Here is a 12364-nt window from a genome sequence, read left to right as displayed (position 1 = left end):
AATAAAAGTGTCCGAGCAACTTCATGAATTATTAGCATTTGTCTTAGAGAAAGAAATAGGATTGCCTGCCAGCAAGTCTCGCTCTTTCGCCAGTCACTTTGCTGAGTTAGAAGAATTTTTTAACTTAGAAGCTGCAACACTCAGAAACGGCATCAGCAGCATATCGGGCAAAAGAGCGCTCAGATTTACTCCCGATGAGATTGAACGCATTTTAGCATTTATATCTTCAGGCAAGCTGTCGCTGCAACTTACTATCGCTGAAAATTTTTTAGCCAGCATTTGTCGCGATTTTACTGGGCGACAGCTAGTTATGGTTGAAAATCTGACTTTAGGGAAAATTCATCCCAACCCATTTTTAATTAGGGCGTTAAATCTGGACACTCCCGAAGAAGTTGTCAGGCTCAATGTTTATATGACGGCTACTAGGTCTATTGTCACTTCAATGGGATTTTTTATTCAAAAACTATTGATATCTTGCTCTGAAAGTGCAGAAAGTCCACCCGGCAAGTCAGGATGGGATGCAATTAAAACTACCAGTGATGGCGAGAAATGCTGGATACAGGTAAAAAGCGGCCCGAATGATATGGATAAAGACCAGATAGTATATTGGGCTGCCAAAATTGAGGAAAAAATTCAGGAGGGCGATCGCGCTTATATTGGTATAGCTTACGGTAAAAGAACTAATAAAACTGTAACACTTGGTTTACTGAAGCAAATTTTGCCAAATTCGGAAATGATCACTTTAATAGGTCGAGAACTGTGGGATTTTGTCAGTGAAGATACTCGCTATACTGTGAATCTGTTTGAAGTTTTGCGTCAGTCGGCTCGTCAAGTTTTAGCACAAAGTTCTATTGATGAAGCTATAGAAAGGTGTAGCGTTCGAATCATCGCTGAATTTATCGGAAAGTACGGCGAGGGAAGTCAAGGTGTTTTTAACTATATAGCAGATATATTTTGATTTACAAGTTCGTAGTAGCGCCCAAACGCTACTACAAACCACATACTACAAAACCCCTTTAGAACTCGGAATCCGAGCAGCGCGCCGCGGGTCGATTTCCACCGCCATCCGCAGAGCTCGCGCAAATGCTTTAAACGCCGCTTCTACAATGTGATGAGAATTTCCGCCCTGCAACTGTCGAATGTGCAGTGTCATCTGAGTGTGGTTCACCACCGCCGAAAAAAACTCTTTCACTAATTCAGTATCGTAAGTGCCGATCCGCTGGTTGGGAATTTCCAAGCCGTAACTTAAGTGAGGCCGTCCCGAAAAGTCTAGCACTACTTCAATTAAAGCTTCATCCAAAGGTGCGATGAAATGTCCGAAACGAGAAATGCCCGATCGATCCCCGACTGCTTTTGCTAGGGCTTGGCCCAAGGTAATTCCCACATCCTCGTTCGTGTGGTGGTCGTCAATCTCCAAATCCCCGATCGCCTGCACGTCCAAATCGATCAATCCGTGAGAAGCAATCTGGTGCAACATATGGTCTAAAAATGGAATCCCCGTAGACGCCTTGCAAGTTCCCACACCGTCGAGATTGAGGCTGGCAGTGACATCCGTTTCCAGTGTCGTGCGTTTCACCAAGGCGGCCCTAGCTGGTTGAACTGAATTTGCAGGAGGAAGAGAAGGGCGATCGATTATCTCCATAATTTGCAATGGGTCATTCATTAGTTATTGATAATTAGTAATTTGAGAACAGGATTTTTTTAGTGTTGAGTCTCAAGCGAGGGGCTGGTTCTGCATGCAACTGACATCAGACACAAATGTCAATCAAGGGATTTTGGGTGGGTGGGGGCGGGTGTATTTAACCTGTCTGTCACCGGAGAAAGTTTTTGGTGAACCCGCCCCTACAAGTTCTTGAAAATGGTGCAAGAAGATGCGAGTGGGTGGGGGCGGGTGTATTTAACCTGTCTGTCACCGGAGAAAGTTTTTGGTGAACCCGCCCCTACAAGTTCTTGAAAATGGTGCAAGAAGATGCGAGATCAAACTTACTTGTTAAAGTTAAAGTTTATTGTCTAAACCCGCCCCTACATAACTCAAAATAATCGACAACTGTTACATTCCCATGATTTCGTAACCGGCATCGACATACAAAACTTGACCCGTAATCCCGCTAGCGAGATTGCTGCACAGAAAAGCCGCAGCATTTCCCACTTCCTGCTGAGTCACCGTCCGCCGCAGCGGGGCCACTTCCTCAACGTGGTGGATCATGTCCAGAATACCGCCAACTGCTGACGAAGCCAGAGTCCGAATCGGGCCAGAAGAAATCGCATTTACCCGAATATTTAACGGGCCCAGTTCAGCAGCCAGATAGCGAACATTCATTTCCAAAGCCGCTTTAGCAATTCCCATCACATTATAATTAGGAACTACCCGGACGCCGCCCAAATAAGTCAGGGTCAGAATACTGCCGCCCTCGGCCATCAGGGGTTTAGCAGCAGCACAAAGCCGCACCAGCGAGTAAGCGCTAATATCCAAAGCATTGGAGAAACCTTGGCGCGAAGTGTTGGTGAAGTCTCCCGACAGTTCGTCCTTGCCAGCAAACGCCAGACAGTGGATCAGGACATCTAACTTGCCCCACTTGTCGGCGATGGTTTGAAAAGTAGACTCAATTTCGCTCTCGTCTTGGACATTGCAGGGCAAATACAGACTGGGATTGAGCGGTTCCACCAGTTCAGCGACTTTGCGCTCGTGCTTGCCTTTCTCGTCCTTCAAATAAGTTATGCCGAGGTTGGCCCCAGCTTTGTGTAGCTGCTGAGCGATGCCCCAGGCGATCGAGCGATTGTTGGCAATGCCCGTAACAAGAGCATTTTTTCCGGTCAAATCTATCATCTGTATTTCTTCTAGAAGCAACTAGCACCGTTCTCATTGGCTCTATGCGACAACCCCGCCAGTTTAGACACAACTGATTCAGATTTAACTGATTGAGACACAATTGAGACACAATTGAGACACAATTGATATTAATTTTGCTGTGGAGCTACATGGGGGGAATTGAAAAAGTTAAGAGAAGGGCTAGATTTAATCATACAGCGTGTGTTTACCTTAACATTAGATGGAAGTAACAGAATCCTTGCATATTGGAGGTTGGGAAGTATATTTACTCAATAAGGTTAATCGGCAAGTTACAAAGTATTGATTAGTACAAAGGATCTAGTCGTGACGCATGATAGACCGCTAGCAGCCGTGTTCCGCCAAATCAGCGGCGGGGCGTTTCCACCCATTGTGGAAACCTTTGAACGGGGCAAGACAATTTTTTTCCCTGGAGACCCGGCTGAGCGAGTCTACGTTCTCATTAGAGGTGCTGTGAAGCTGTCCAGGGTGTACGAAGCAGGGGAAGAAATTACAGTCGCCCTCCTGCGCGAAAATAGCGTATTTGGGGTGCTGTCTCTGATTACGGGACACCGATCGGACAGGTTTTACCACGCGGTAGCCTTTACGCCGGTAGAGTTGATCTCGCTGCCGATCGAACAAGTTGAGAAAGCGCTCAAGGAAGACCCGGAACTGTCTATGGTGATGCTGCGGGGACTGTCGTCTCGGATTTTGCAAACCGAGATGATGATCGAAACGCTGGCCCACCGAGATATGGGTTCGAGACTCGTCAGCTTTTTGCTGATTCTGTGCCGAGATTTTGGCGTGCCCGGTACAGAGGGGATTACGATAGATTTGAAGCTGTCCCACCAGGCGATCGCCGAAGCGATCGGCTCGACACGGGTAACTGTGACTCGTTTGCTCGGGGATCTCAGACAAGAAACCATGATCTCGATCCACAAGAAAAAGATCACAGTCCACAACCCGGTGGCCTTAAGCCAGCAATTCACTTGATGCCGAGAAAGTATCGGATTTTGGATTTTGGATTTTAGATTCAATCCAAAATCCAAAATCCAAAATCTAAAATCGGAATGACTGCTGGATACATCCTGGTATTTGTAATTTTAGTGTTGGGGGGTGTGATCGCCACTGTCAGCGATCGCCTTGGGACGAAAGTCGGCAAGGCAAGGTTGAGCTTGTTCAAACTTCGCCCCCGCGATACTGCTGTTGTTGTGACAGTAATGGCCGGCAGCATCCTGTCAGCACTGACTCTGGGCATTTTGTTTGCGACTAGCAAGCCGCTGCGAACCGGAGTTTTTAGAATAGACGAGATTCAAAAACGGCTCAACAACGCCCGCCGAGAAATCAACCAGGCCACTCAAGAAAAAAATCGAGTTGAAAGTGAATTAGCTCGAGCCAGAGCCGCTCAAGCGCAAGCTAGAGCCAATTTAGAGCAAATTAATCAATCCCTCCAAGCAGCTAATGCCGAGCAAGCTCGGACGCAAACAAAATTAAACTCGCTGCGGGCTCAGCTCAACAGCGTGCAAGCAGCCAAGTCTAAAACTGAAGAGCAGTTAAGTCAGGTAGAAGCGGCTAAATCCCAGACAGAAGAACAGCTCAGCAGCGTGGAAGCAGCTAAATCCCGCACCGAAGAACAATTGAAACTGGTTGAAACTGCCCGATCGACTACACAAGCTCAGCTCGCTCGCACCGAGAACCAATTGAAAACAGTTTCGGCTCAAAAAATGACTTTAGGCTCGGAAATCGCCCAACTGCAAGAAGAGCGCCAACAGTTAATCGAGCAGCGGGAACAGGTAAAAACTCAAATTGCCCAGCGCGATCGAGAAATTGCCAAGCGAGAGAGAGAAATTGCCAAGCGAGACGCAGAAATTGTCGATCGCAACGAACTAATTGCCCAGCGAGACAAGGAAATTGCCCAGCGGGTGCAAAATCTCGCCGAGCGCGATCGAACTATTGTCGAGCGCGACAAAGTAATTGCCGAGAGGGAAGCACTCCTAGAAACCTTGGCACAGCAACAAACTCAGCTCGAACAGCAACAAACTTTATTGCAGCAGCAAGTGCAAGTTTTGGAACGCGATTTTCAGGCAATCCGCGAGGGTACAGTTGCCATCAGGCGCGGTCAAATTTTAGCTGCTGGCGTAGTTCGCATTATTGAACCCGGTATGGCGAGTCGGGCGATCGATCGGCTCTTGCAAGAAGCAAATAAAACCACCGTCGGACTCATGCAGCCGGAAAATAAGAAGGTTAGAGACCAGGTTATTCAAATTACTAAAGCTGAAATCGATCAACTAATTAATCAGGTTAAAGACGGTCAAGATTACGTGGTGCGAATTGTCGCCGGCGCTAATTACCTGCGGGAAGAAAAGGTAATTAAGGTATTTGCAGAAGCAGAAATCAATCGAGTTGTGTTCCGCGCTGGAGATGTGATTGCAGGAGTTGCTGTCGATCCCGTGACTTTGACCGACGAACAGGTGCGGCAGCAGTTGCTGCAATTGATAGAAGCTTGTCAATTTCGCGCTCGCCTGATCGGTGTTGTCGGCGGTAGAGTACAAGTTGCCGACAATCAGGTTGAAACTTTAGCTGGTTTTATCGAGCGATTGCAGCAGTACGAGAAACCTCTGGACGTTCAGGCGATCGCAGCAGATGTCACTTACATCGCCGGCCCGCTTAAAATAGATTTAGTGGCTCTAGAAAACGGAGCCGTTGTTTTCCGCACCGGGCAACAAAAACAAGGCCCAGGAGACTTGAAAATTAAAAATTAAATTTGGTAATTAATAATGGGTAACTGGCTATGATTTTAGGTTTCGATCCGGGTAAAGACAAATGCGGCATAGCTGTAATGGGTAGAGATAAGAAGGTCTGCTACCATCAAGTTGTACCCTCCGAAAGTGCAATTTCTACTATTCAATCTTTGTGCGGACAGTTTCCCATTGAGTTATTGGTGATCGGAGATCAAACGACTTCTAAGAGTTGGAAACAAAAACTGACGCAGAGTTTGTCGCCGGAGATCGAAATTGTTCAGGTGGACGAGAGGTACAGCAGTTTAGAAGCGAGGGAACGCTACTGGCAAATGTACCCTCCGACGGGACTTTCTCGCTTGATTCCCGAGGGAATGCGGACGCCGCCGAGACCGGTGGACGATATTGTGGCGATCGTCCTAATTCAGAGGTATTTGAACAAAAGTTAGTCAATTTTATAAGCGTTGCCACGGATTCTCTTTGATTGTTAAGGAATCAATATGTTTTGGTGGATATTAAATTTTTAACTTAAATCATGTCCAATCGAGCGATCACAATTTTTGTAGGGGCGGGTTCACCAACAATACCTGCCAATAATTGACAATATTAAAAACCCGCCCCCATCGGCATATTATGGTTAATCGATCGGACATAATATTAAATAAAATACACCCTAAATTTAGTGAATTTATCATTAAATAACAGTTAGTGTTACTTGATGACAGCTTCGGTCAAGATTACCTTACCATTCTGCCGGACTTGTAGCCGTTCGGGGTTAATCGAATAGATAATATTGCCGTTAGTCGCTTCATAAGTTCCGTCATCACCTGTCGTTACTTGCATGACATTGATTTGGGTGCCATTTATTTTACTGAGGCCGCGGTAAAAAATATCGCCTTCCTGGGTTTTGCAAATGTATATAGAAAAGTTGGGCGTTGCGAAAAATTGCACCATTTCGGCCCTCGGACATCCCTCAACTTGAGCAATTTGCAGCGGTTGATTATTGCCCAAAGGGTTGGGTGCGATCGCCTGAACTTTGCCAATCGGTTGATTTAGTGCAGTTGCTTCTGCTGAGGCAGTCAAAAAGCCAATCGCACTAATGCCTGCCATAACTAGAACTACTCCTTTAATGCCCTTAACTCTATCTTTATCAAACATCTTGTCACTCCTGGTTTTAAGTATATAATTATATCTTAAGCGATCTTTGCTGGATATTAATAATATTTAATGTTAGAGGTGAGAGGTGTAGGGAACACGGTATACTGTCGGTTTAAGTAAGGTGCGAACGGTTCACCCTAAACCAGTGAAAATACATAAGTATTTCAATGCGATCGAAGGAAAGCAATCTCTTGCATTTAGGACATTTTTAAGATTTGATGACTTGTTCGCGCCGATCTGAGAAACCGGGTTTCTTCATATATTTGTCCTTAGTAAACCTTTGATTTTCGTAGAAACAAGGTTTCTAGCCTCCCATGCGATCGCCAACTGACTCAGTTACACGGTAATGTTTATTTGCGCTTAGCTATTTAGTGAATAATAAAAAGGGAAACAGAAGATACATTTTTCCTCCCATTTCCCATTTTTTTAATAACCCTCGTCCTGACTGCGAACCTGGTAATTAATTAACTGCGGTTAACTGTTTGTCTTTGATTTCCACAGGCGCGGTTAATGCGTCTTCCAAATCGGCACAGCCGAGTTTTTCCTCCAGAATTGCCATCACTTCGCGGCCGAAATCATGGGAATTACGCTGCCAAGCTTCTAAACAAATTTGTCCGAAAAACGAACCCAAAGGCTCGGGATTCCACAGCAACTTGCGCGCTGTCCAAGGCATCAAACTCATGGGATCGTAACCCGGTTGCAGAATATCCTTTTTAAAGGCGTATTCTTCCAAAATCGTGTGCGGCTGTAACCCGATAAAGAAAATAGCTGGTTCCACTTTATCTGCTCCGAAAATACGCTCTAATTCTCGGTGATAAGCAATAGTTTGCCGGATGGTTTCAAAGGTTTCGTCAATGACGTTAAATGAGTAATTCACGGAAACCACATCGTTGTAACCGGCTGCTTTTAAATCGCGACAATTTTCCAAAACTACTCGCAAGTTGTAGCCCATTCGCATTTTACGAACCAGTTCCTGAGAACCGCTGGTGATGCCGATTTCAAAGTAATTCATCCCCGTTTTTACCATCAAATCGCACAACTCGGGTGTGAGATTGTCCGCACGGATGTAAGCGGCCCAGTGTATGTCGTCCATGCCGGCGGCGATGATTTTTTGCAATAATTCAACTGCATCGTCGATGAATTTGCGTGCGGGGATAAATTGAGCGTCGGTAAACCAGAAATTGCGGATACCTCGATCGTACAATTGCCGCATCTCCGCCACCACCTCATCCGCCGGATTGATCCGCACTTGTTTCCCTTCAATCACCGTATAAATGCAGTAACAGCAATTGTGAGGACAGCCGCGCTTGGTTTGGACTCCCACGTAGAAGTCCATATCCTGTAGATAATAGGAAAATTCCGGCCAAATGGTTTCGATGTAGTTATAGTCGCAAGCGGTTTTCTCGATGTTGGCTGGCTTTTCGTGAATTAGCTTCGCGCGCGGCAGGGTTTCTCCCACCACATAACACCTTTCCTCGGCCAAATCTTCGCCCTTAATCAACTTCTCCAGCAAAGCTTCGCCTTCCCCCACCGAAACCACTGTTCCCGCCGGCAAACTGCGGCCCAACTGCTCGTAAAACACGCTCACAGCACCGCCTCCGACCACTGCACGAGCTTCGGGGCGGTATTTCCGGGCCCGCTTCAATCCGCGCTTGATCAGTCCCAAATTGCGCCAGAGTTCGGTGTAGTAAGACGCTGCTAAACGCAGTCCTCCGAGGGCTCCCCGGAACTTGATCAGCGGATTTTTGGCGTAGTAAAACTCGAAGGCATTTTGCAGCGGATTGCCGCCCCGGCCGCCGACGGGCGCGTAAATTTGAATGTCCCGCCAAGAGAAAACTAGCAGAGTCGGCTTAAACTCGTCTATGCTGGCATCCAAAGCTTTAGCGAAATCCAGGGGGGGTACGGCACCTAAATCGAAAATGCGCTGTTCGACATCGGGAAACAGCTTGTGTACGTGATCCGAAAGATAGACAACTCCGATCGGGAAAATCGGATTGCAAGGGAGGCGAACGTACAGGACTCGGTTTTCTCGGCTTTCCATGATTGCCATATCCTAAAGTGGAACTTTTTCAGCTATGTTAATATTCTTTTAATATAACTTTACAATATGTCTAATTTTCGCAATTTGACATTAAATATTCTTAAATTTTTCTATTTGGTTCCAGCCCGAGCTTGTTGGTGTAGATCGGCGAGAGCAGCAGAAAAAAGCTAATTTTTAAGTCTATACAGCGTATTTTGACTTAAAATCCCAGCGGGGAGTCAAAAATGCGATATTTATCCGATTAAATTTAAATTTAGGTACGATCGGTCTCTCATGTATTAGGGAGTTGGTAGTCGGCTTTACAGTAGGTGGGATCGCCTAGTGTTAGCCTAATAAGATAACTAAAACTTTTAGGCAAGGCTCCCTCAGCAGTTATGGCTCAAATTCTTGACCCCGTACCCTCAGACAGCGACAGCAAGATTCTGTGCTGCTACGTCAACGCCACCAGTCAAATTCAGATTGCTCGTATCACCAACATCCCTAACTGGTACTTTGAACGAGTAGTATTTCCCGGACAGCGCTTAGTGTTTGAAGCGATACGGGCCTCGGCATTGGAAATTCACACCGGCATGATGGCCAGTGCAATTTTGTCCGATAAAATTCCTTGCGATCGCTTGCAGATTAACGAAGGCCCCTATTCAAACCTCAATCCTAGCAGATCCGCAGAGGCAGTTCAGGGCGATCGAACAGCCGTGGCCGGCCGCCCCAAATCCAGAGAAATCTCAGAACCTTTGACTGTACCGGCGCTAACCGCCGTCGATTAATCGCAGTTGTGAGTTTTGAGTTATAAATTGTCAGTGAATTGATAACTCCGCGCTCAAAATTCCAACTTCAGCAAAGCGGTAAAAGCTCAACAGTTAAAAATCAAAGTTTGTGAAATGAATTTTAGATCAAAACTTCCGACTGCATATATTGTCCGGTTTTTCGTATTTTTCTGAGTTTTGTTGGCGGGCTCGACAACTGTGCAAAAATATCCTTAAACAGCTTCTCGAATTTCAGCCATGTCAGCACAACCTCTTGCCTATTCCCCATCTTCTGCCCCAGTATTTGAGCCGGCGGTATTCCGGCTTTCTCCCCTGATTAGAATCACGCTGTTGAGCTTGTACGCAGCCCTGACAATTCCCTTGCCGTTTTTGTCGGAAGTAACGAAAGCACCGGTTTCCCCGGCCGCACTCTGGGCGGCAATTGTTGTCGGGGCTGTGGGGCTGTACGGCGTGCTCAGTGAAAGGGTAATTTTGAGCGAGGAAGGGATTGAAGTCACCTATCCCAAGTGGTTTCCGCGTTTTGTTCGCAAGGGTTGGTCCCTACCTTGGACTGAGGTAAAAGCTCTCAAACCTCGATCGACCGGTCAAGGAGGTTTAGTTTACTATTTTTTGAGTCATTCGGGTGAAGGTTATTTGTTGCCGATGCGCGTGGCTGGATTTGCTAAATTAGTCGGTTTGGTGGAAGCAAAAACAGGTATTGATACTAGAGATGTCCGCCCTTTGTCGCAGCCTTGGATGTATCTTATTTTACTTTTATGTACGCTGCTGTTGCTGTTGGTGGATGCGTGGACTATTGTCACTGCGATCGGGCTTAAAGGTAATCTGTAAGATGATCTCCGGTACAATAATCGCTATAAAGTTGGTAATGAGGACTTCAGTCCTCATAAAACTTGCTCGGACTGAAGTCCTCACTAAGCTTTACTGCATTTAGTTTTTATTTTTGGGGCGGGCTAGGAGCCCCTGCCCACAATAGTTGCCATCAAAATAAGTATAGAGATTAAACGTGTGACAACTTACAAACCTCTTTGATTGTGTTTTTTACAGCGGATACACTCAGCTAAAAAACATTGAGTTAGTTTGCCTTTTTAAAACTCTTAAATTTATTGTGGGCTGGGCATTTTGCCCGACCTCAATATGCAGGTTAAATGTGGAACATCTTATAATCAAACACGCCCAAAAAAGAAAAACCAGGCTTCTTTAAAAAGCCTGGTTTTTGCATATTCTATTGTTTATTTAAGCTACTTAACTTCAGCCGATCCCCGACTGTGAGGTGATTCGTAGCAAACTCCCGAACCTGTATCCGAGACAAAATGACAATCCCAGTAAGAGCGAATAAAGCTCTTCCAAATTGGATCGGTTGACTTGCGATAATAATCGCCCAACACTGGCTTGATGGCTTCCGTTGCTTCCTTCAAGTGATAGTGGGGCATCGTCGAGAAAATGTGGTGGGCTACGTGAGTCCCGATGTCGTGATGGATGGAATTGATGATTCCGTAGTCGCGATCGATCGTAGATAACGCACCTTTCAAGAAATACCAATCATCACCGCGATACCAGGGAATATCGGCTTCTGTGTGGTGGAGGAATGTTACCAAATCCAGCCACATCACGAATACTACATAGGGAACCAAGTAGAATTTCAGCAAAAACAGCCAACCAAACTGATAGGTTAGCGCGCCTAAAAAGCCTACCATCAGTACCAAGGATGCGGAACTGGTCAACACGTCCCATTTTTCGGAAGGACGGAAAAGCGGGCTACCGGGCAGGAAGTGAGAACCTACCCGATCGGGCGAGCGGCGAAATAGATAAATTGGGTAGGCAAATAACATCAAATAAAAGCGTCCTAGCTTTTCGTACCAAGGCATTTGATTGTATTTGCTCTCCGATACCGGATACCAGCTTTCATCGTTATCTAAGCTGCCTGTATTTGCGTGGTGGGTTCTGTGACTAATCCGCCAACCGTGGAAGGGCACGAGAATTGGAGCGTGGGAGAGGTGTCCGATCAGGTTGTTGAGCCATTTGCTCTTAGAAAATGAACCGTGTCCGCAGTCGTGGCCCACTACAAACAATGCCCAAAACATGGTTCCCTGCATCAACCAAAAGATTGGGTAAAAGAGCCAGGAATCGACGGTGTAGGCGATCGCATACAAACCTGCGATAATTCCAATATCTAAAAAGAAGTAAGCCAGAGATCTCCCGGCCGAGGGTTCAAAACAGTGGGCTGGAATGGCTGATTTGATATCACTAAGAGTAAAAGGTAACTCTGTTGTACGAGAGGACGAGCCTTGATTGCTCGGGGGATTGAGAACAGTATTTGATTGCACGAAGTTTCCGATTTTAGCTGACTTGAGAAACCGCATTCCGCCTTGTAACAGTCAATCGATTTGAGATTTTAGATTTTAGATTTTAGATTCACTCCACAGATTAATTTGGGGGCTTAACTAATAACTAATATCTAAATTTTTTGGCTCTCCCGGACTGGAGTCGGGGGGTTGTATCCCTATGCAGGTGAGGTAACATTCAACCTGCAAGGAGCCATATTTTTACTCTGCAAGGGTTTCTAAAGTTCTTTAGTTCGCATGAACAGCCCGTCCGCGATTCTCAAGCAAGTTGGCTTGTGGAATACTTGTGTGGGAAAAATTAGTGCGATCGACCCTGTTATTTGAAAAAATCTCATGTGCCCGTTGTTGGTGCGAAATGCGACTTCTATCTGAGAGTGGACATCTGGAGGAACTACCTCCTGTCTGCAGGTAGCATACACCGCTTCGAGCAATAATTGTGAACGAGAGTGTAGGGAAAGACCCATCGATTTTAGATTCAAGGACAAATCTCAAAT

12 protein-coding genes are annotated in these 12364 nt (G+C 46.0%); 6 read left to right on the top strand and 6 right to left on the bottom strand.

The features are described 5' to 3' along the window. Nucleotides 1–7 precede the first annotated feature (7 nt). Nucleotides 8–958: a PmeII family type II restriction endonuclease gene (locus OSC7112_RS27040; RefSeq protein WP_015178869.1), complete on the top strand. Its 951-nt coding sequence runs from the start codon at nucleotides 8–10 to the stop codon at nucleotides 956–958. 45 nt (nucleotides 959–1003) lie between these two features. Here the strand turns inward: OSC7112_RS27040 and hisB are convergent, their stop codons facing one another. After that, a complete protein-coding gene (gene hisB / locus OSC7112_RS27035) occupies nucleotides 1004–1642 on the bottom strand; it encodes an imidazoleglycerol-phosphate dehydratase HisB (RefSeq protein WP_041623534.1) in 639 nt (212 codons plus the stop codon). Between the two features lie 408 nt (nucleotides 1643–2050). Then, nucleotides 2051–2827, bottom strand: coding sequence for an enoyl-ACP reductase FabI (fabI, locus tag OSC7112_RS27030; RefSeq protein ID WP_015178867.1), 777 nt, complete (start codon nucleotides 2825–2827; stop codon nucleotides 2051–2053). Between the two features lie 327 nt (nucleotides 2828–3154). Between fabI and ntcA the strand changes: the two genes are divergently transcribed. The 3 genes from ntcA to OSC7112_RS27015 all read left to right on the top strand — a co-directional run bounded on the left by ntcA (nucleotide 3155) and on the right by OSC7112_RS27015 (nucleotide 6014). Next, on the top strand, nucleotides 3155–3820 hold the full coding sequence (gene ntcA / locus OSC7112_RS27025) for a global nitrogen regulator NtcA (protein ID WP_006634020.1): 666 nt from the start codon (nucleotides 3155–3157) through the stop codon (nucleotides 3818–3820). A 77-nt stretch (nucleotides 3821–3897) separates the two neighbouring features. Further along, on the top strand, nucleotides 3898–5589 hold the full coding sequence (locus OSC7112_RS27020; RefSeq protein ID WP_015178866.1) for a DUF3084 family protein: 1692 nt from the start codon (nucleotides 3898–3900) through the stop codon (nucleotides 5587–5589). 29 nt (nucleotides 5590–5618) lie between these two features. Further along, complete coding sequence (locus tag OSC7112_RS27015) at nucleotides 5619–6014, top strand: pre-16S rRNA-processing nuclease YqgF (RefSeq protein WP_015178865.1); 396 nt, start codon at nucleotides 5619–5621, stop codon at nucleotides 6012–6014. A 262-nt stretch (nucleotides 6015–6276) separates the two neighbouring features. Here OSC7112_RS27015 and OSC7112_RS27010 read toward each other — a convergent pair whose 3' ends face one another. Together OSC7112_RS27010 and OSC7112_RS27005 are read right to left on the bottom strand one after the other, a co-directional pair. Continuing rightward, complete coding sequence (locus OSC7112_RS27010) at nucleotides 6277–6723, bottom strand: hypothetical protein (RefSeq protein WP_015178864.1); 447 nt, start codon at nucleotides 6721–6723, stop codon at nucleotides 6277–6279. Between the two features lie 460 nt (nucleotides 6724–7183). Then, nucleotides 7184–8764, bottom strand: coding sequence for a photosystem II high light acclimation radical SAM protein (locus tag OSC7112_RS27005; protein ID WP_015178863.1), 1581 nt, complete (start codon nucleotides 8762–8764; stop codon nucleotides 7184–7186). Between the two features lie 374 nt (nucleotides 8765–9138). On the opposite strand from OSC7112_RS27005, the gene OSC7112_RS27000 reads away from it, so the two are divergent. Together OSC7112_RS27000 and OSC7112_RS26995 are read left to right on the top strand one after the other, a co-directional pair. Further along, complete coding sequence (locus OSC7112_RS27000) at nucleotides 9139–9528, top strand: DUF1830 domain-containing protein (protein ID WP_015178862.1); 390 nt, start codon at nucleotides 9139–9141, stop codon at nucleotides 9526–9528. Nucleotides 9529–9765: 237 nt separating this feature from the next. Continuing rightward, entirely contained in the window at nucleotides 9766–10356 is a 591-nt protein-coding gene (locus OSC7112_RS26995; RefSeq protein ID WP_015178861.1) for a hypothetical protein, read from the top strand. A 410-nt stretch (nucleotides 10357–10766) separates the two neighbouring features. Here OSC7112_RS26995 and OSC7112_RS26990 read toward each other — a convergent pair whose 3' ends face one another. After that, on the bottom strand, nucleotides 10767–11852 hold the full coding sequence (locus OSC7112_RS26990) for a fatty acid desaturase (protein ID WP_041623532.1): 1086 nt from the start codon (nucleotides 11850–11852) through the stop codon (nucleotides 10767–10769). Nucleotides 11853–12088: 236 nt separating this feature from the next. Further along, on the bottom strand, nucleotides 12089–12289 hold the full coding sequence (locus OSC7112_RS40235) for a hypothetical protein (RefSeq protein WP_190274276.1): 201 nt from the start codon (nucleotides 12287–12289) through the stop codon (nucleotides 12089–12091). Nucleotides 12290–12364 lie beyond the last annotated feature (75 nt).

The organism is Oscillatoria nigro-viridis PCC 7112 (genome assembly GCF_000317475.1).
GTDB classification, from domain to species: Bacteria; Cyanobacteriota; Cyanobacteriia; order Cyanobacteriales; family Microcoleaceae; genus Microcoleus; species Microcoleus nigroviridis.
The sequence above is the reverse complement of the archived record's forward strand: the minus strand, read 5'-3'. Positions and strand labels throughout refer to the sequence as shown.